The sequence below is a fragment of the Chryseobacterium sp. FP211-J200 genome (assembly GCF_001643375.1).
Lineage (GTDB): Bacteria > Bacteroidota > Bacteroidia > Flavobacteriales > Weeksellaceae > Epilithonimonas > Epilithonimonas ginsengisoli.
In genome coordinates this window covers 70,131-91,090 of record NZ_LSHB01000003.1, presented here as the reverse complement: position 1 = coordinate 91,090, position 20,960 = coordinate 70,131, and the positions used below count along the sequence as shown (strand labels likewise).

Sequence of the window (20,960 nt, the reverse complement as noted above, 5' to 3'; positions counted from 1 at the left end):
TCTTCCCGATTAACGAAGAGTTTTTTTAATTTTTATGAATGAAAATCCGGATTGATCTTTAGATCGTTCAAGTCGAGTTGAAGCTCAGCTTTTCTGATCTCCTCGTCTTCATAATATTTTTCTTTTCTCATCTGGAAGATCTCTACTCTTTGTTTATCATAGATCTCCTTCAGTATTGTTTCGAAATTATCGATTTCTTGGGTCGTACAATTGTTGCATTCCATCAGATCAAGCTGATTTTCTGTGTTCTCTGTTTCCAATGAGATCTGCATGCGGTAATTTTTGAGAAGATTGCTGCGCTGTAGGTCATCACTGTAATTGGTATTAATGTGATTCAGTGCCAATCTGTTTAGTCTAATTTGGATTTGCGCTTCCTGCTGCTCCTGTGGCAGAACGACGTCCATTGCTGGCATATTAAGCTTTTTGACAATGAAAGGCAAAGACAGACCTTGCACAACCAAAGTAATGAAGATCACAATAAAGGTAATGAACAAGATCAAATTACGGTGTGGAAATGGCGAACCATCCGGCATCAAAAATGGAATCGAAAGTGCTGTTGCCAAAGAAACCACACCACGCATGCCTGCCCAACCGATCACGAGCGGTCCTTTCCAACCAGGATGCTGCTCTTTTCTTACCGATTTGAAAAGCCATCTCGGAACAAACGCCGCAGGATAGATCCATAAAAAGCGGATGGCGATTACGACTACGCTGATGATCACACCATATTTGATCCCTTGAATTAATGACGCTTCTTCCAAGCCATGAATAATGGAGGGCAAAGACAGTCCAATTAAGATGAAGACCATGGCATTCATCACAAAAATTACCGTTGTCCAGACACCGATCATATTGACACGCGTATTTCCGTTTTTGAAGATCTCATGAGAACGATAGGAGATGAAAAGTCCACCTGTCACAACAGCCATCACTCCGGAGAAATGAAACTGCTCTGCACCAAGATATAAAATGTAAGGCGTCATTATCGTCAGTGCTGCATCCATCGCTGAGGTTGTCGGGAGAAAACGGTGGATGAGATACATGATTCCACCACCTACTATACCGCAAACGATTCCCATTCCGGCAACCAAAAAGAATTGTCCCACAGCCTCGTGCATAGAGAAACTGCCCGTCAGAATTGCTGCTAAAGCAAATCGGAAAACGATCAAAGATGAAGCATCATTTACCAAACTTTCACCTTCCAGTATGCTCACGATACGCTTCGGAACTGGTAATCCTTTCAAAACTGTATTGGCAGCCACTGCATCGGGCGGTGAAATGATTCCGCCAAGCAAAAATCCCAAGGCTAAAGTAAAACCGGGAATCATGGCCTGAGAAAGGTAGGCGATGATCACAGAGGTGGCGAAAACCAACCCGAAAGCCAAGAGAGCGATGGGCCTTTTCCATTTCCAGAAGTCATTCCACGAGGTGTACCAGGCGGCTTCGTATAATAATGGTGGAAGGAAGATCAGAAAGACCAGTTCCGGGTCTAGTTCTATTTCTGGGATTCCGGGAAGTAAACTGATCGCTAATCCTGCAATGACCAAGAATATGGGATAAGCGATCTTCATTTTCCGGGCTACCATTACCATCATGAAGACCGAGAATAGTAAAGCCAATATCAATAATAGATTGTGATGCATTTGTGTAGGAATTGTGATCAATTGATGTGTAAAAATATCATTCTATCCATTAAAATCCTATTTACTGAAAAAATTAATTCAATTAATAAAACCATTGAAATTGATATAGTGATTAATGTATTAATTGTAAGTGAGTTATAGAAGTTTTTCGGCTGATAAGTCTTAATTTTAGGTTTTTGAAAATTCTAGGGCAAGATTGTAACAAATTCCGCTTTAAAACTACATATAGAACAAATATTTTTATCAAGAAATGAAAAAGATCTCACTTACAGCATTAATGTTAGCTTCTTTGGTAAGCACTGTTTCTGCCCAATCCAAACAAAACGCTTTGGAATTGACTTATATGGACACTTCCGTTCGTCCGCAAGATGATTTTTATAATTATGTCAACGGTACTTGGATGAAGACTGCCAAGATCCCTGCCGACAAGCCGAGCTGGGGTTCTTTCACGCAATTGAGAGAGACTACTGATATGAATTCATTGGGACTTTTGGATAATATCCTAAAAGAAAAATTCGAAAACGGTTCCGAAGGGCAGAAGATCCAAGCGCTTTACCAAACTTACATGGATATGAATAAGCGTAATACTGATGGTCTGAATCCGATCAAAGCTGATCTTGCAAAAATTGATGGGATCAAAAATCTTTCTGATCTTCAAAAATATCTAATAGATGCTACCAAAAGAGGCGACAACTCTTTCTACGAATGGGGTGTAGATGGCGACCTGAAGGATTCTAAGATGAATGCCGTTTACCTAGGCTCCGCATCTTTGGGATTGGGTAGAGATTATTATCAAAAAGATTCTCCGAAGAATACAGAAACCATCGAAGAATACAAAAAGTATGTGGCTCAGGTCCTTACGGAGATCGGATACAAGAATTCTGCTGTGGTTGCGGGACAGATCGTAGATTTTGAAAAGACAATAGCAAAAACCTACCTGACCAACGAACAGATCCGTGATGCAAACCTTCAGTACAATCCTAAGACTTTGGCGGAGCTAAAAACTTTGGTGAAGAGTGTTGATCTTCCAAAATATCTGGCAGAAGTTGGTGTCAAGACTGATAAAGTGATCATCGGTGAGCTTGGATATTACAAGAATCTGGATACGTTCCTGACAGAGAAGAATATCCCTTTGATCAAGGATTATCTTAAGTTCAATCTTGTTTCCGGGAGCGCAGGTTACCTAGATCAAAAGTTGGATGATATGAAATTCAATTTTTACAGCAAATATTTGCAAGGTCAGCAGGAGCAAAGAGCATTGAACAAAAGAGCGCTTGGTTTGATCAATGGCGTTGTGGGAGAAGCTTTTGGAAAAGTTTATGTAGAGAAATTTTTCACGCCCGAGGCTAAGGCTCAGATGTTGACTTATGTTGATTATCTTAAGAAAAGTTTTGCAGTTCACATCAACGGACTGACTTGGATGTCGTCTGTGACTAAGACCAAGGCATTAGAAAAATTAAATAAATTCACCGTTAAGATTGCTTATCCTGATACTTGGAAAGATTATTCTAAGTTAACTTTGAAGTCTGAAAAAGATGGCGGAACACTTTATGGTAACCTTCAAAACGTTTCCAGCTGGCATTATGCTAAGGAATTGGAAAAAATTGGAAAGCCAGTTGATAAAGCAGAATGGGGAATGTCTCCACAGACTGTGAATGCTTATTATAATCCAGTAAACAACGAGATCGTTTTCCCTGCTGCAATCCTTCAGCCGCCTTTCTTCAATGCCAATGCTGATGCTGCGGTTAATTTTGGAGGAATTGGAGCGGTTATTGGCCATGAGATGACACACGGTTTCGATGATAGTGGCGCACAATTCGACGGCGATGGTAACCTGAAAGATTGGTGGACTGCCGAGGACAAGGCCAACTTCGAGAAAGCAACTAAAAGTCTTGCAGCTCAGTATGACACATATTCGCCGGTGAAAGATGTTCACGTGAACGGAACTTTTACCAATGGAGAGAATATTGCCGATCTAGGTGGTGTCAATATCGCTTACGATGCATTACAAATGTACCTGAAAGATAAAGGAAATCCTGGAAAAATTGATGGCTATACACCAGACCAGAGATTCTTCCTTAGTTGGGCAACCGTTTGGAGAACGCTTTCTACCGAGAAGTTCATGACCAACCAAGTAAAGACCGATCCGCACTCTCCAGGACTTTTCAGAAGTTTTGGACCATTGGTAAACACGGAAGCTTTCTACAAAGCATTTGACGTAAAACAAGGCGACAAGCTTTACAAAAAACCAGAAGAAAGAGTGAAGATCTGGTAAGGTCCATCTCAAAATAAGACGACAAAGACCCGTGGATTGCACGGGTCTTTTTTGTTTAAAAGTGGAGTCTAAAGTTTTATTTTTTAAAAATAAGATCCTCTGCAAGAAGAGTTTTTAAAATATTTGCAACATCATTTTAAATTAACAATTAAAATATCATTTTTACAATCTACGCCTGCTCTTGGCCAATACCATGAGCAAAATTGATTGAGGATAGGCATGCTTTTGATCAATTGCTAAAGTATTATGTGGTGTTAAGAAGCTCGCTGCTGACAGGTGAGAAGCTAGCCATCTAATAAGGCTAAAATTGGTATCGAGTCAAAGCAGGCCTAGTGTTAAGTCAAAGCAAGCTTGCTTTTTATCTTAAATAAAAGAAGCCCACTCATTTGAGTGGGCTTCTGTATTGATTATAATTCTAAAGAATTATTTTTTGATTGCTTTGAAAGATTTTACGCTTCCATCCTCCATTTGAAGATTAACAATGTAAAGTCCAGATTTCAAGCTAGAAAGGTTAAGTTCTGCAGAAGGTGCAAGTGTTTTAACTTGTCTTCCAGAGATATCATTTACAGATACAGATTTAACACCTTTTACATCAGAGATCTTAAGAACATCTGTGAATGGGTTAGGGTAAACCGAGAGTTTACTCTTAGTATCAACTACATCACCCACAGCCAATAAGTCGATAGAATCAGTTGCTTTCAACTGGATATTATCAAATAATAGATTTGCTGCAACAGTGTTGGCAATAACAGTTGTATTTGGAACAGCTAGAACCTGGATGTTTGCCAAATTTGGTACAGCACCAACACCTGCTCCATTATAGAATTGGTCTATGACAACGGCACCAGTCGTTTCGTTGATGATTTTATAAGCTATCTCACCAGTTACAGAATCCCATGCAAGTCCAACCTTATACCATGTATTTGCTTCTAAAGCTGTATTGAAAGTAAAACCCCAATTTCCTACTTCGCCAGTTTCTGATGGATTTACTTCTGCTGGATCAATATATGCAACAAGCGTATGTTGTTTTGTCGCCATATTAAGCGCGAAACCGATTACGCATTTATTAGCAGCGGAACCATCCCAAAGATAAACTCTACCCGTGTTTTGCGAGGTCGTTGTAGCACCTGAAAAGACATCGAACTCATATGTTAATATATCATTGCCAGGAGTTCTAGTTCCCCATACGGAAACTAACTTGTTGTTCTGGTTGATCTGTTTTGTACCTGTAGGACCAGCTGATCCAAGGATAGATAATACTTTTCCATGTACTGCCGTGTTATTCTCAACTTGAAAGTTACTAGCTGCAGAATTGGTGGCAGCAGCAGCAGCGGTAATGTACCACCCTCCTTGTCCTGCGGTAACGCCTGTAATGTCTGTACCTAAGTTTCCGAGCGTTGCCGCTTCAAAATTATCAGTAAAAACTGATTGCCCAAAGAATAATCCAGAGGCTGATGCCAAAAGGCAAGAGAATAGAATTTTTTTCATAATATTATAAATTTATTAAAACTGATACGAATATAGAATTTTTTTCCAATCTAAAAAAGAATATTAACACTAAAATAAGATATTGGTTGTTGATGTCAAAAAAAAATAGCCTCGTTTGCAACGAGGCCATTTCATTTTTTAAATAATTTAATTAAAATTATTTTTTGATTGCTTTGAAAGTTTTAACGCTTCCGTCTTCCATTTTTAGATTTACGATATATAAACCTGCTTTTAGACTAGAAAGGTTAAGTTCTGCAGATGGAGCAAGAGATTTAACTTCTCTTCCAGAGATATCATTTATAGAAACAGATTTCACGCCTTTCACATCAGAGATTTTAAGTACATCTGTGAATGGGTTAGGGAATACAGAAACAGTTGATTTGTCTTTGTTTGTATCCGATACAGCCAATGTCGCAGCATTGGTTACAGAAACATCATCAATTCCTAAAAACCACTGGTCATTTGTTTGGGAATGGAAAGCGATATAGATCTGTTTTCCAACATAGGCGCTCAAGTCGTAAGTATACTCAGACCATGCTGTAGCGGATGGGTTCAATGCTGTTCCAAGGGTTCCAGTATATCCTCCCGCAGTTGGTGTAGCTTCAAATACTCTAACGCTGAATGTCTCTGCAAATGTAGCGCTTCTGTTTCTTGCGAAGAATCTTAGTCTGTCAGAAACGTTGGCTGTAACTGTAAATGCGGGACTGATCAAATAATCATCGTGTGCGCCCAAAGTGGTATTGACGTCTTGATACTGGATTCCTGCCATACCTGCTCCTGTTCTAGGAGTGAAAGTGTAGCTGCTCCACAAGCCCCATGTAGTGGTGTCTCCTCCGTTTAGAACAGTCCATCCTGGTGCAGTTGTGTCAAATCCTTCTGAGAATGCTTGTGCATTAAAAATTGCTGATGTTGCAAGTAATGCAGATAGTAAAAGTTTTTTCATAATTGTTTAATTTATATTAATCAAACAAATGTAGTGTATTTAATTTAATAAAACATAATATTTTTTAGCAATAACTATTTTTTTTCACACATTTTAAGTAAAAGATTGTAATAATGATTTTTGTAATGTGTGAAAAAAAATAAATTTTCGCTTTATGATTGATTTATTTATATAAAACAACCACAAAGCCTATTAATTTTATTAAAATAATTGGAATTAATGCCTAAAGTTATTAATTCAGGAAAACTTCATAATTATTTATAGAATGAATCACCTCCAAAAGATCTTCATTGATATTAATGTGATGTTTCATGCTCACCACTTCCAAAACAGATTGGTCTTCGGGATTTTTGATAAAGAAATTCAATTTTTGCTCACCTTGATTCTCTATCAGTTTTTCTTTAAAGAATTCAATATCTGTTCTGCGCAAAGAATCCAAAGGAACAACAATGGATAAGCTTCTGGCGAACTTGTCAAAAGCTTCTTTCAGTTCCAGAACATCATTAACGTTGACGAAAACCCGTCCGTCTTTTCCTTGTGAGAATTTCAGTTTCATTATGACAAAGCGCTGAACTTCTAATTTATCTTTCAAACGCATATAATCACGGTCCCCCAAACGGAAAGAGTAGGAACCGGTGTAATCTTCCAACAAGACAAACGCTACTTTTTCTCCACTTCGGAAACCATCGGCAACGCGATATTCCGTAATTAGGCCGGCAACAGTGTATTCTTTCGTGTTGTCTTTTTCATTCATCTTGTCCTTCCAGCTTTTCTTTTCTTCGAAAAGTTCTGGTGCTTTCGGAGGAAATGCCAGATCTTTGAAAGCTTCCACTTCATCCAGATTCAAGAAATTAAAATTGCCCTTCGGTTCTGCTTTCTTTCCAGACTCTTCAATGATCTCATCTTCCAATCCCACTTCATCAGAAACCAAAATGTCAGGTACTTCTTCATCAGGCGTATTGTCGGTTTCAAGGATTGGTATTACTTCATCCAAGACTGGAATTTCGTCTTTCTTCTCATCAAGGATTGCTTTTTTAGATAGAACTCCTTGCATAAATTTGAACTGATATTTAAACTCGTCCAAAGGATGCGCTGATAGATAGAATCCAATGATCTCCTTCTCTTTATTGAGTTTATGCATATTCGGCCACTCAGCGCAAGGCAAAAGTTTCGGTTGCTCGATTTGAACTTCCTCAGCAAAATCTGCAAACAAGGAATTGTCCATTTCATTCTTGCTGTCCTGGAAACTTTGTCCGTAGCGCGAAAGTCTTTCGATATTGGTTTTCCCAGCTGTATCGATGTCAAAATATTGTCCACGGTGATAGGTATCCAATTCGTCAAAAGCTCCAGCTGTTACCAAACTTTCCGCCACTCTTTTATTTACTTGCGAAGGCGGAATTCTCTCAAAGAAATCATAGATATTCTTATATCTTCCATCTTTCCTGAATGTGACGATCGCTTCACTTGGACCTTCACCAATTCCTTTGATAGCACCCAATCCAAAACGTATTTGTCCTTTCTCGTTTACAGAGAATTTATATTGAGATTCATTCACATCCGGTCCCAAAACATCCACGCCAATGGCTTTACAATCCTCCATGAACATCGTGATAGAAGCGGTATTGTTAATGTTGTTACTCATCACACTTGCCATATATTCTGCAGGATAATTCGCTTTCAGATAAGCAGTTTGATAAGCAATCCAAGCGTAACAAGTAGAGTGGGACTTGTTGAAGGCGTACTCTGCAAAGGCCTTCCAGTCATTCCAGATCTTCTCAAGTCTTTCTTCATCGAGGTTGTTTTTCCTACCACCTTCTATGAATTTCGGGTACATTTTGTTCAGAACTTCGATCTGTTTTTTACCCATCGCCTTTCTCAAAGTATCGGCTTCACCTTTCGTAAAGTTGGCCAATTTCTGAGACAAAAGCATTACCTGTTCCTGATAAACGGTGATTCCGTAAGTTTCTTCGAGATATTCCTTAGTCTCTTCGAGGTCATAGATGATTTCCTCGGTTCCGTGTTTTCTATTAATGAAATTCGGGATATATTTGATAGGACCTGGACGGTACAATGCATTCATCGCGATCAGATCGGCGAAAACTGTTGGTTTCAGTTCACGCATATATTTCTGCATTCCCGGACTCTCGTACTGGAAAATCCCGATTGTTCTTCCTTCCTTGAATAATTGATAAGTTTTGGCGTCATCCAAAGGTATTTCGTCCGGATCAATATCAACACCGTGACGTTCTTTCACGAGTTTCACCGCATCTTTGATAATGGTCAAAGTTCGCAATCCAAGGAAATCCATCTTCAAAAGACCAGCATTTTCTGCCACCGAGTTATCGAATTGTGAAACCAGAATGTCTGCATCTTTCGCCGCAATCGTAATAGGAACCAAATTGCTCACAGGTTCCGGCGTAATGATCACACCACAAGCGTGAATTCCCGTATTTCTAATACAGCCTTCCATTTTCTTAGCACTTTCCAAAACCGAGAATCTCGAATCGTCTGAGTTGGAGAGGATGAACTTCATCTCATCAACCAATTGTTGATCCTCAGGTTTCAGCTTGTCATATTTTGAAAGCGCTTTCGCAATGTTCATTCCCGGACTTGGCGGAATCAATTTCGCGATCATATTCGTTTCTGGAATTGATAGGTCGAGAACTCTGCCAGCGTCTTTGATCGCCGATTTTCCTCCCAAAACCGAGTAAGTGATGATCTGCGCCACCTGCTCTTGACCATATTTTTCAACCACCCATTTGATAACCTTGTCTCGTCCTTCATCATCAAAATCGATATCGATATCGGGCATCGAAACCCTTTCTGGATTCAAGAATCTCTCAAAAAGGAGATCATATTTTATGGGATCAACATTAGTGATTTTAATACAATAGGCAACTGCCGATCCAGCCGCCGATCCACGACCTGGACCAACCGAAACGCCCATATTTCGAGCCTCGTTACAGAAATCCTGAACGATCAAGAAATAACCCGGATAACCTGTGTTGGCAATAACTTCCAACTCAAAATCCAAACGTTCCTGAATTTCAGGCGTAATGACCGGATAACGTTTATTCGCACCTTCGTATGTTAAATGTCTAAGATAAGCCATCTCACCACGTTTTCCGCCATCAGCTTCATCTTCCGGATCTATGAATTCTGTTGGAATATCAAACTTCGGAAGCAAAACATCGCGCTTCAAGGTGTATGGTTTGAACTTAGCCAAAAACTCCTCGTAAGCCTCGAAGGCATCTGGGTAAGCAAGGAAAGCTTGTTTTAATTCATCTTGACTTTTGATATAATATTCATTGGTCGTCAAACCTTTTCTTTTCCCAAAGCCTTTACCAATAGGCGTTGACTGCTTCTCACCATCTTTGATGCAACCCAAAATATCTTGGATATTTGCATCGTCTTTGTTGGTGTAGTAAGTTTCGTTTTGAGCAAGAATTTTTACATTGTATTTATCAGCGAATTGAAGTAGAACTTCATTCAAATGCTCTTCCTCAGGTAAATTGTGATTTTGGATCTGCACATAAAAATCATCACCAAATTCCTCTTTCCACCACTGGAAGAGTTCTTCCCCTTTTTGTTCTCCAATATTTAAAATAGTATTTGGAATGTCGCCGTTGATCCCGGAAGTCAAGGCAATCAGTCCTTCTTTATATTGAGAGATCAATTCTCTGCTGATCCTTGGAACGCCGAAATAGAAACCTTTCTGAAAACCAATACTGGAAAGTTTAATTAAGTTTTTATAACCATTGAAATCCTTTGCCAGCAACACCATTTGTGTTCTTCTGTCCGGGTCATCTTTGGTAAATTGTTTTTGTTCATATCTGTTAGAAATGAAAAATTCACAGCCAACAATTGGAATCAACTGGTCTGTATTTGGTTCTTCTTCATTGAAAGCTTCTCCTTTTTCTTCGGCTTCCTGTTTTTTAGCCAAATATTCTTTGTGCTTTTTAGTTCTTCCAGAATTGGTGTCTTCAACTGCAGAAACGAATTTGAAAGCGCCCATCATATTACCAATGTCCACCATACCAACCGCAGCATAATTCTCATCCGTTGCTTTTTTGATAAGGTCATTGATATTGGTCGTCGCCGTCAAAGTGGAGAAAACACTGTGATTGTCGAAGTTGAAATATTTTCCAAGGTCTATGTCATCAATACTGCCAACATCGGATTGTTTTTTCTTGTTGTTAAAACTCGCAACCTGTCTTCTGATGACGATTCCGAAAGGTTTTATCGGATTTGGGTTGTGGGTTTGGAATTCTTTTAACTGGGTTTCAGAAGTTTTCAAAACATCCGTTGGAATCACGCCGATTCTCATCATTTCGAAGAAAACCTGAGCGGTTGCATTCACATCGGCTGCCGCGTTGTGCGCTTCATCAAACTTGTGTCCGTAGAGTTTTTCGTAAAGTTCTTCCAGTTTTGGCGATTTGAACCTTCCACCACGTCCGCCAGCCAATTGACAATAATCTGTTCCCAAGATCATCGTGTCAGCTCTTGGTTTTTCTTGCAGATTATCTGTAATGTTTTTCCTGAAAAACTCTGCGCCAACGATATTGTAATCGAACTCCACATTGTGTCCCGAAACCACTCTTACGTTTTCCAAAGCTTTAGAAAATTCTACCAGGATTTCTTCTAGATCCCGACCTTCTTCATTAGCTATTTTAGTTGTGATTCCGTGGATTCTCGCCGCGTTGAACGGGATGTCATAACCTTCTGGTTTGATGATGTAATCTTGGTTTTCTATCAGGTTTCCATTGTCATCGTGGATCTGCCAGGCGATCTGAACCATTCTTGGCCAGTTGTCTGAATCTGAGAGCGGTGCGTTGAAATTTTTGGGTAAACCGGTGGTTTCTGTATCGAAAACTAAGTACATCTACATTGTAATTTTGCGTAAAGTTAAGGTTTTAAACAGAGAAATAAAATGCTTTGGAATCCCGATTTTGTTAATTGTTCATAAAAAAGTTAATCCTGGTTAAATGTCATTTGTAAGTCGGAATTAAATTTATTTTTGATAAAAAATAGCCTTTGAAAATATTTTTATTCTCTTGTTTTTTACTGCTTTTCGAACAAGTTTATTCTCAACGGATCAATGGGAAAACTGTGTCCGATTCGGTTTTGGTGAGTCAAGTTTTGGTCGTGAATATCAACTCTCAGGAAAAAACTTATTCTAATTCCCAAGGTCAGTTTATCATTAATGCAGATCTCGGTGATGAGCTCCGATTTGTGAAAGAAGGTTATGAAAGGAAGGTGTTGAAGATCACCAATACGGATGAAGTATTCATTAATCTAATAAAATTAATCACAGAAATTGAAGAGGTTGAGGTCAAGAAAAAGTTGTCTGGTAATCTTGATGAGGATTCTAAACTTTTCAATGAAAATAAGAAAAAAGTAGCTTTGAATAACGATTTGAAAGTCTATTTCAAAACCAGATCCAGTGGAGAATTGATGAAACCAAAACCTGGAGAATTTGTACAGCCAGTTGGGCAAGGTTTTACAATTGGTGGACCTGATAATAAATGGGGAGTTACGGATCTGGTGGAATGGATCCGAGAGAATCTGACCGATGAGTATTTTATTTCGCTGGGATTGGCTTTTCCTGAGATTAATTCTTTTTTGTATTATTCTCTTCAAAGCTTCCATACGATGACTATCCTGAAATATGGCTATTGCAGTGAGGAAGATGTTGGAAATTTGAAGCTCCATTTTGAGACTTCATATAAGAAATTCAGAAAGAAATAGTTGAAAGGTTTAAAAGGGATTTCAACCAAGTATTTTTTATCTTTGCAAAAAGTTATCGAGATGAAAAAAATTGTACTAAGTGTTGGGATGTTATTTTCCTTTTATTTTTCTAATGCTCAGGATCTTAAACTGAAAAATGAGTTCGCTAAACAAAAATTAGAAAATGAAAAAAAGTTGGATGCTTTTTTCAATAAAAATTCTAGATATTCCATTGAGGAAAAAGACAGCTTAAAAAGTAATCTTGCAGGTTTCGCAGGCGGAATGCCTTTTTTTTATACAACAGAAGAAACCAGAGCCAATGCAACTTCCAATATCGATGAATTGCAAAGTGGTTCTGTTACAGGTGCTGCTGCAGTTACGGGAAATGGAATCAAAATTACAGTTTTTGACAGTGGAAGACCTCAGGATAATCATGAGCAAATTGCTGGACGTGCTGTTTACAAAGAAGCGGCGACAACCACAAGATACACCCACTCAACCAGTGTTACCAATGTTTTAATAGGCAATGGACTTGCGACCGGAAATTTTACATCTGGTGGTCAAAGTTATTCAAAAGCGAATGCAAAAGGTGTCCTTCCATTAGGAACGACAGATAATTACAGTTTTTCCGCAACGGCACTTGGGACAAATTTTGAAAAATTAGTGTCCATTCCTAATATCAATATTTCAAATCACTCTTATGGAACAAATGTCGGCTGGACCTATGTGAGTACTGCAAATCCGCCTTACTATCCCGTAGTTGGATGGTATTGGTATGCTAACTATGACCTTAATGCTCTAGATACCTATTCTGGCGCTTATTATGAAAATGATTATAATTTTGATAAGATCGTCTATTCCAATCCGCAGCAGATCATTGTGAAATCTACCGGAAACTATTACGGCGGAGGACCAACTGGTACTGAAGCAAAATATAAATTCAAAAATGGTGCTTATGTTCCTTTTGAAGATGGTGATGTGATTCCTGCCGCCAACTGTAGTTTAGGTTACAATTGCATCGGTTTTGGTTCTCTTGCGAAGAATATCATCACTGTAGGCGCTGTGAATCAACTGACGACACCCAACAACAAATATACTCAGGCCACCGATGTGGTAAAGGGGATTTTCAGTAGTGCTGGACCAAGAAAGGATGGCGCTGTGAAACCAGACCTCACTGCGGTGGGTGTCAATATGGTCATGGCAAGTTATATCGGAAATAATACGATCACTGCTTATACGGCTACATTTGGAACTTCTTTCGCAACACCAATCGTTTCTGGAATTGCTGGCGCATTGACGCAGATCCAACGAAATATGTCTGGGAATAATGATTTCATCTTCACTGCAGACGAGATGAAAGTGCTTTTGACCCACACCGCAAATGAGGCGGGTAGGCCAGGTCCAGATGTTTGGTACGGCTGGGGATTGGTAGATGGAAAGAAAGCTGCTCAGGTTTTGGTTAATAGATTGACGGAAGATGCGTACTTTCAAAAAGATAATTTGAAATCTAATGTTAGCTTTACAAAAGAAATAAAGGCAACAGGAACAGAACCTTTGAAGGTAAGTATCTCTTGGGTCGATCCAGCGATCACACCTTTTACAACAGATATAGACCTTCAACAGAATCACACGTCAAGGATTGTGAATGACCTTGATCTAAGAGTTGTGGAAATTGGCTCTGGAACCGTCTATTATCCTTGGAAATTGGACATTGCTGACCCAAATGCCAATGCAATCAAAGGTGACAATACCGTGGACAACGTTGAGCAGATTGTCATCAATAATCCCATTGCAGATGGAGTGTATAGGGTAGAAGTGACAAACAAGAATACTTTGGTGAACCAAGAAGGTAACGCTACTACACAAGATTTTGCTTGGGTTGCAACGGGAACAAAGAAGATCACTTTAGCTTCGGATAATTTAATTAAAGAAGATATCAAGATCTATCCTACAAAGACAACAGGTATGGTGAATGTTTCTTCTCCAACTGATATTGAGAGAATCGCAGTCTTCGATATGAATGGAAAATTGATCCATGAAAATTCTAAAATATCAAAATCTCAGACCATTGATCTAAACAAATTTCCAAGCTCAGTTTATATCATTAATGTCAAAACAAAAACTGGAACGATCTCTAAGAAGATCATTAAGGAATAATTTTAAAACATTCTATAATAAAAAAAGACACCAAAGTAATTTGGTGTCTTTTTCTTTTTTATATAACTTGAAATTATATTGTAGATAATCTCAATGTATTTGTTTTTCCACCGTTGTGAACCGGCATAGCGTTCAGGTTGATCACATAATCACCTTGCTCTACGAATCCATAATTATGAGTCAACATATTCACTTGGATAACCGTTTCGTCTGTAGATTTTTCCATGTCATAATAGAAAGCTCTAACACCCCAAAGTAGGTTTAGCATCGTGATCACACGTTTGCTGTTACTGAAAACGATGATGTGAGAAGAAGGTCTGTGTGCAGAGATTTGGAAAGCAGTGTAACCAGATGAGGTCAACGTTACGATAGCTTCAGCACCTGTAGATTTGGCGATATCCACTGCAGAACGACAAACTTTATCAGTGATGAAACGCTCGTCCACACAGTTGATCTTTTCTTCGATCACGTGATTTAGTTTTGAATAAAGCGCTGTTTTCTCGATATTCTTAACGATTTTCGCCATGTTGCTTACTACTTCAACTGGATATTTTCCAACAGAAGTTTCTCCAGAAAGCATTACTGCATCAGCGCCATCCAGAACAGAGTTTGCAACGTCATTTACTTCCGCTCTTGTAGGCGTAAGGATGTTGATCATAGTCTCCATCATTTGAGTTGCGATGATCACTGGTTTTGCATAAAGTCTAGCTTTGTTTACCAAGTTCTTTTGGATAACAGGCACTTGCTCCATAGGAACTTCAACACCTAGATCTCCTCTGGCAACCATTAGACAGTCACACTCTAGCAAGATCTCATCGATGTTTTTCACACCTTCTGGTTTCTCGATCTTAGCAATGATCGGCGTTTTGGTTTTGTTGTTTGGATGTTTAGCCATCAGATCTTTTAGGTCGATGATATCCTGAGCATGACGTACGAATGATAATGCGATCCAGTCAAACTCATTGTCCAACATAAAGTTTGCATCCTCAATATCTTTTTCTGTCAATGCAGGCAAAGAAACGTTTGTGTTAGGAAGATTCACACCTTTTTTAGAACTCAATGGCCCACCTTGGATTGTTTTTGCTCTTACAGTGTCTAAGTTATTAGTTTCGATAACTTCGAAAACCAATTTACCATCGTCGATCAAGATTCTCTCTCCAACTTTTACGTCCTGAGGAAACTGCTGATAGGTCATGTAAACTCTTGTAGCATCTCCTTCGATTTTTTCATTGGTGAAAGTAAGAATATCTCCAGGATTAAGGAAAGATCCTTCTTTTACTACACCAACTCTTAGTTTTGGTCCTTGCAGATCTCCAAGAATAGATACAGAGTAGCCATATTCTTTGTTGATCTCGCGGATGATATTGACATTTTTCATCACCAGATCATAATCTGCGTGTGAAAAGTTTATTCTAAATACATCAACACCGGCTTGGATCATTTGGATCATCGTTTCCTTGCTGGAAGATGCTGGTCCTAGTGTTGCAATGATCTTTGTTTTCTTAAGGTTTTTATTCATAATATTGAATTAATTGATAAAGCTCTTCTTCAGAGCTCAATGGATATTCTTGAATTTGGAAGACAAAATTTTCCGGGAGCAAAATTAACGAAAATTCCGCAAACATATCCGTATTAGTTAAAATGTAATCTACGTCTTGGTGCAGATTTAGTAAAAATTTAATATTTGATTCATCTGAAAAAAGCTGATTTTGTAATTTTTTCTGGACAGATGAGATCGATCGATTCGAAATGAAGCTATAACAGTTTTTGGAAAAACGGTCGTAAGCCTGATATCGCGAAAAAGAATGGTCGAAATATTCGCCTTTTATGAGGATATCATCAACTCTCTTGAACTTAAAAGTATTGATGTTATTGATGGAAAAAAACAATTCGTGCTCTGGGATTGGTTTGGCAAGTCTAATCAATCCGACGTTGATCTCTGTAAGATCTTCTTCTAGTTTAAGATATTGTTTTTTGATGTTCAATAATGTTTTCTTTTTTACTCAAAACGTAAAATGCTCTCTGCGCTGCTTTCTCCTCTGCTTTCTTTTTAGAGGTTTCTACTGCATTGGCGATCCTTTCGTTGTGAAGCCAAACGTGACAACGGAAAACCATGACCTTGTTAGGCTGGATCTCTTCGCAGGTTTCATACTTGATTGGGATCTTTTTCTTTTGACTCCATTCCAAAAGAAGACCTTTGTAGCTGATGATCTTGTTTTCCAACTTGTTGATGGTAGAAGGTGTAAGAATTCTGTCTAAGACGATTTTCTTACAAAATTCATAATCAATGTCGAGATAAAGTGCACCGATCAAAGCTTCCAAAAGATTCCCGGAAATATTTTCACTGAGGATCGTTTGGCTTGTATCAGCTTGTAAAAGAGAACTTAATTTAAGGTCTTCGCCTAGTTTATTAAGGTTTTTCCTGTTGACGATCTTGGATTTCATCTGCGTGAGAAATCCTTCATTTTCATTCGGGTAAGTTTGAAAAAGATGACAAGAAATAATGGTTCCTAAAACAGAATCCCCTAAAAACTCAAGACGTTCGTAATTTTTTTTATTCGTACTTTTTGAAGAAGATTTCAAAGAGAATGCTTCTTTAAAGATCTCAATATCATGGATGTTATAGCCAACGATATTTGAAATGTTTTTGCGAAAAAGAATATCTTTTTCCGAAAGTTTTTGTGCTCTGTTTTTAAGAAGGAATTTAGAAAAATAACTTTTCAACTCCATAAAAACATATTATATTTTTTTGAAAAGAACACAAGCATTGTGACCTCCAAAACCAAAAGTATTACTCATAGCGATGTTAACTTCTTTTTCAACCGCAGTATTGAATGTGAAATTCAATCTTGGGTCGATGTTTTCATCATCAGTAAAATGATTGATCGTCGGCGGAACAATACCGTGGATGATTGCGTGTAATGCAGCAATGGCCTCAATAACACCTGCCGCTCCCAAAAGGTGGCCTGTCATTGATTTTGTAGAATTGATCTGAATATCGAAAGCGTGTTCCCCGAATAATTTTGCGATCGCATTAGATTCTGCGATGTCTCCCAGTGGAGTAGATGTACCATGCATGTTGATATGGTCTACTTCATCGGCAGTTACACCAGCATCTTCCAAACAATTTTTCATTACCAGATAAGCGCCAAGTCCTTCAGGGTGTGGAGCTGTCATGTGATGTGCATCAGCACTCATTCCGCCACCAGCTAATTCTGCATAGATTGTTGCACCTCGTTTTTTTGCGTGTTCGTATTCTTCAAGAATGATACATCCTGCGCCTTCACCCAATACAAATCCATCTCTGTCTTTGTCAAAAGGTCTGGAAGCCGTTTTCGGATCATCGTTTCTTGTAGAAAGTGCGTGCATAGCGTTGAAACCTCCCATTCCGCTGGCTGTTACAGCAGCTTCTGAACCTCCACACACTATGACGTCCGCTTTGCCTAAGTTAATAAGCATTTTTGCATCGATCAAAGCATTGGCAGAAGAAGCACAAGCAGAAACAGTTGTGTAATTAGGCCCGTGGAAACCATATTCGATAGAAATGTTTCCTGGAGTAATGTCCGCTATCATTTTTGGAATAAAGAAAGGATTGAATCTCGGAATACCTTTGGATTCTGCAAAACCTAAAACTTCTTGTTCAAAAGTTTCCAGTCCGCCGATCCCTGATCCCCAGATCACACCAACGCGATTTTTATCGACATTGTCTTCAATAAGTCTACCGTGAGCGATAGCTTCTCTTGCGGCAATTTGGCCGAACTGAGAATTTCTATCCATCTTTTTCGCCTCTTTTTTATCGAAATAATTAAGAGGGTCAAAGTTTTTCACCTCACTGGCGAACTTGGTTTTAAAATTAGTGGAATCAAAAAGAGTAATCGGGGCAGCGCCACTTGCTCCTATTTTAAGGCTTTCCCAGTATTCCTTCGCGTTATTTCCAATCGGTGTAATAGCGCCGAAGCCGGTTACAACTACTCTCTTTAATTCCATAAATTTTTTTTGTCTTGAATAAATATTATTTATTTACAACTTCTTCGATGTAAGCGATAGCGTGACCAACAGTTGTAATTTTCTCTGCTTGATCATCTGGAATCTGGATGTTGAATTCTTTTTCGAATTCCATGATAAGTTCAACAGTATCCAAAGAATCAGCTCCCAAATCGTTTGTGAAGCTAGCTTCTGGAGTCACTTCTGTTTCTTCAACGTCAAGCTTATCAGCGATGATAGCTTTTACTCTTGATGCAATGTCTGACATAGTATTTTATTTTTAATTATGTTAATTTGGTGCAAATATATAAAAAATCAAATCATTTCAATTTTTTTTTAGTTTTTTAGACACTTTCTAAATCTATCCTTTTTATAATCAAATCTTTAGATTTACTCTCCATGGAGTAGATAAATTTTGTTTATTTTTGCTTCTTATTACTAATGATATTATGGAACACATTCCTGACAATGATGATGATCTGTTTACAGGAAAAGATCACACGCCTCTCAGACCAGATGCTTTTGATCTGAAACCGGAAGAAAAAATAAAGAAGATTGAAGGCTTATTTGGCGAAATTATGGAAACATTGGGTCTTGATATGACCGATGATTCCCTGAAAGATTCTCCAAAACGTGTCGCAAAAATGTACGTGAACGAAATTTTTGGAGGCTTGCTTCCGGAAAATAAACCTGGAATTTCCACATTCAAAAATCAATATAAATACCGCCAGATGTTGGTTGAGAAGGATATTACGGTTTATTCTTTCTGCGAGCATCATTTCTTACCGATTATCGGGAAAGCGCATGTAGCTTACATTTCCAGTGGAGAAGTTATTGGATTATCAAAAATCAATAGAATTGTAGATTATTACGCAAAACGTCCGCAAGTTCAGGAACGATTGACGATGCAAATTGTTGACGCTTTAAAAGAAGCTTTAGGAACAAACAATGTCGCTTGTATCATCGATGCAAAACATCTTTGTGTGAATTGTCGTGGGATAAAAGATACCGCAAGTTCAACGATTACTGCAGAATTGAGTGGGATTTTCCGAACCAATCCAATTACAAGACAAGAATTTCTGCATTATGTAGGAAGTCACGCAAAATTTGATTAATAATGATAAAATTTAAAAAGCATACAATCCGGATTTTCATAGCAACAATTATTTGTTGCAGTTGCTGTCTGTGTAATTTTTTAAATCTTTTAATTATTTAATCTTTCAATTTTAAAATAAACAATGCAACTAAAAATATACAACTCGCTTTCAGGCGAAAAAGAAGTTTTCAAACCCATCTTGGAAGGTAATATCGGAATGTACGTTTGTGGACCGACGGTTTACAGCAATGTGCATCTCGGAAATGTGAGAACTTTTTTGTCCTTCGATTTTATTTACAGAAGTCTTCAGTTTTTGGGTTATAAAGTTCGTTATGTCAGAAATATTACGGATGCCGGACATTTGACGGACGACGGCGATATCAATAATGACAGATTCATCAAACAATCCAGATTGGAAAAACTTGAACCTATGGAAATCGTACAGAAATATACAGTCGATTTTCACGAGGTTTTGAAGAAATTCAATTTGCTTCCGCCAACGATTGAACCGACTGCAACTGGTCACATCATCGAACAATTGGAACTTGCAAAAGATCTAATTGAAAAAGGTTTTGCTTATGAAAGCAACGGTTCAGTGTATTTCGATGTTTTGGAATACAATGCAAGAGGCCTCAATTACGGCGAACTTTCCAGAAGAAATATCGAGGAATTATTTGCCAACACAAGAGATTTGGATGGACAATTTGAAAAGAAAAATCCACAGGATTTTGCCCTTTGGAAAAAAGCGTCACCGGAACATATTATGAAATGGCCGTCGCCTTGGGGAGAAGGTTTCCCGGGCTGGCACTTGGAATGTACTGCGATGAGCACAAAATATCTGGGCGACCAGTTCGATATTCACGGTGGCGGAATGGATTTGAAATTCCCACACCACGAATGCGAAATTGCGCAAGGAAAAGCTTGCAACGGCGTAGAACCTGTGAAATATTGGATGCACGCGAATATGCTGACAATGAATGGGCAAAGAATGAGCAAAACAACTGGGAATTTTATTTTGCCAGTGCAATTAATGAGCGGAAATAATGATTTCTTTGAAAAAGCTTTTCATCCAAGTGTGTTGAGATTTTGCTTTTTACAGGCGCATTACAGAAGTGTTTTGGATATTTCAAATGATGCAATGTTGGCAAGTGAAAAAGGCTTCAACAGATTGATGGAAGCTGTGAAAATCCTAAATACTCAAGTTCCGACAGAGGGCGTAGAAACATCTTCTTTTGATTATAAAAATTGGAAAGAAAAAGTGTTGGAAGCTTTGTCAGACGATTTCAATAGTCCGATTTTGATTTCTCATTTGTTCGAGGCGGTGAAGTTTATTTCAGCTTCGAAACTTGGAAAAGAAAGTATCTCTACCAATGACTATGAAGATTTGAAACAATTTTTAAACGCGATTGTTTTCGATGTTTTAGGATTGGAAACTATTGAAGAATCGAATAACGATAAGCTTGACCAGACTTTACAGGTTTTAATCGATTTGAGAAATCAAGCCAGAAAATCCAAGAATTGGGAACTTTCTGACCAGATCCGTGATCAGCTTCTTGAGAAAGGAATTGAATTAAAAGATGGAAGAGAAGGAACCACCTATCAATTATTATAAAGATACAGGATTATAATCTTAAATATTTAGAAATA

Annotated in this window: 14 protein-coding genes; 5 read left to right on the top strand and 9 right to left on the bottom strand. The window is 38.3% G+C overall.

Going from position 1 to position 20,960, the window contains the following annotated elements; all coding sequences use genetic code 11:
* Window positions 1-32: 32 nt before the first annotated feature.
* A complete protein-coding gene (locus AXA65_RS01205; RefSeq protein ID WP_063968309.1) occupies window positions 33-1,643 on the bottom strand; it encodes a Na+/H+ antiporter in 1,611 nt (536 codons plus the stop codon).
* A gap of 250 nt (window positions 1,644-1,893) precedes the next feature.
* Between AXA65_RS01205 and AXA65_RS01200 the strand changes: the two genes are divergently transcribed.
* Window positions 1,894-3,918: a M13 family metallopeptidase gene (locus tag AXA65_RS01200; RefSeq protein ID WP_063968308.1), complete on the top strand. Its 2,025-nt coding sequence runs from the start codon at window positions 1,894-1,896 to the stop codon at window positions 3,916-3,918.
* Between the two features lie 423 nt (window positions 3,919-4,341).
* Here the strand turns inward: AXA65_RS01200 and AXA65_RS01195 are convergent, their stop codons facing one another.
* From AXA65_RS01195 to dnaE, 3 genes are all read right to left on the bottom strand, one after another.
* On the bottom strand, window positions 4,342-5,406 hold the full coding sequence (locus AXA65_RS01195; protein ID WP_063968307.1) for a T9SS type A sorting domain-containing protein: 1,065 nt from the start codon (window positions 5,404-5,406) through the stop codon (window positions 4,342-4,344).
* Window positions 5,407-5,563: 157 nt separating this feature from the next.
* Window positions 5,564-6,349 carry a T9SS-dependent choice-of-anchor J family protein gene (locus AXA65_RS01190; RefSeq protein WP_063968306.1) on the bottom strand — a complete coding sequence of 262 codons (786 nt, stop codon included), beginning with the start codon at window positions 6,347-6,349 and terminating at the stop codon, window positions 5,564-5,566.
* Window positions 6,350-6,581: 232 nt separating this feature from the next.
* Complete coding sequence (gene dnaE / locus AXA65_RS01185) at window positions 6,582-11,231, bottom strand: DNA polymerase III subunit alpha (protein WP_063968305.1); 4,650 nt, start codon at window positions 11,229-11,231, stop codon at window positions 6,582-6,584.
* A gap of 152 nt (window positions 11,232-11,383) precedes the next feature.
* Between dnaE and AXA65_RS01180 the strand changes: the two genes are divergently transcribed.
* Together AXA65_RS01180 and AXA65_RS01175 are read left to right on the top strand one after the other, a co-directional pair.
* Window positions 11,384-12,097, top strand: coding sequence for a hypothetical protein (locus tag AXA65_RS01180; RefSeq protein WP_063968304.1), 714 nt, complete (start codon window positions 11,384-11,386; stop codon window positions 12,095-12,097).
* Window positions 12,098-12,157: 60 nt separating this feature from the next.
* On the top strand, window positions 12,158-14,233 hold the full coding sequence (locus tag AXA65_RS01175; RefSeq protein ID WP_063968321.1) for a S8/S53 family peptidase: 2,076 nt from the start codon (window positions 12,158-12,160) through the stop codon (window positions 14,231-14,233).
* Between the two features lie 73 nt (window positions 14,234-14,306).
* Here the strand turns inward: AXA65_RS01175 and pyk are convergent, their stop codons facing one another.
* From pyk to AXA65_RS01150, 5 genes are read right to left on the bottom strand one after another with little or no spacing between them, the layout of a single operon-like run.
* The gene (gene pyk / locus AXA65_RS01170; protein WP_063968303.1) at window positions 14,307-15,752 is read right to left on the bottom strand and encodes a pyruvate kinase; all 1,446 of its coding nucleotides are present in this window, start codon (window positions 15,750-15,752) and stop codon (window positions 14,307-14,309) included.
* Window positions 15,745-16,218, bottom strand: a complete 474-nt coding sequence (locus AXA65_RS01165; RefSeq protein ID WP_063968302.1) for an IPExxxVDY family protein — start codon at window positions 16,216-16,218, stop codon at window positions 15,745-15,747. The genes pyk and AXA65_RS01165 overlap by 8 nt, the downstream gene beginning before the upstream one ends.
* Entirely contained in the window at window positions 16,193-16,963 is a 771-nt protein-coding gene (rnc, locus tag AXA65_RS01160; RefSeq protein ID WP_063968301.1) for a ribonuclease III, read from the bottom strand. The genes AXA65_RS01165 and rnc overlap by 26 nt, the downstream gene beginning before the upstream one ends.
* 9 nt (window positions 16,964-16,972) lie before the next feature.
* Window positions 16,973-18,220 (bottom strand): beta-ketoacyl-ACP synthase II, encoded by a 1,248-nt coding sequence (gene fabF, locus AXA65_RS01155; protein ID WP_063968300.1) that lies wholly within the window; start codon window positions 18,218-18,220, stop codon window positions 16,973-16,975.
* Between the two features lie 25 nt (window positions 18,221-18,245).
* A complete protein-coding gene (locus AXA65_RS01150) occupies window positions 18,246-18,485 on the bottom strand; it encodes an acyl carrier protein (RefSeq protein WP_002976354.1) in 240 nt (79 codons plus the stop codon).
* A 181-nt stretch (window positions 18,486-18,666) separates the two neighbouring features.
* Here AXA65_RS01150 and folE point away from each other — a divergent pair, with 181 nt between their 5' ends.
* On the top strand, window positions 18,667-19,332 hold the full coding sequence (gene folE / locus AXA65_RS01145) for a GTP cyclohydrolase I FolE (RefSeq protein ID WP_034975871.1): 666 nt from the start codon (window positions 18,667-18,669) through the stop codon (window positions 19,330-19,332).
* A gap of 123 nt (window positions 19,333-19,455) precedes the next feature.
* Window positions 19,456-20,925: a cysteine--tRNA ligase gene (gene cysS / locus AXA65_RS01140; protein WP_063968299.1), complete on the top strand. Its 1,470-nt coding sequence runs from the start codon at window positions 19,456-19,458 to the stop codon at window positions 20,923-20,925.
* Window positions 20,926-20,960: the final 35 nt, after the last annotated feature.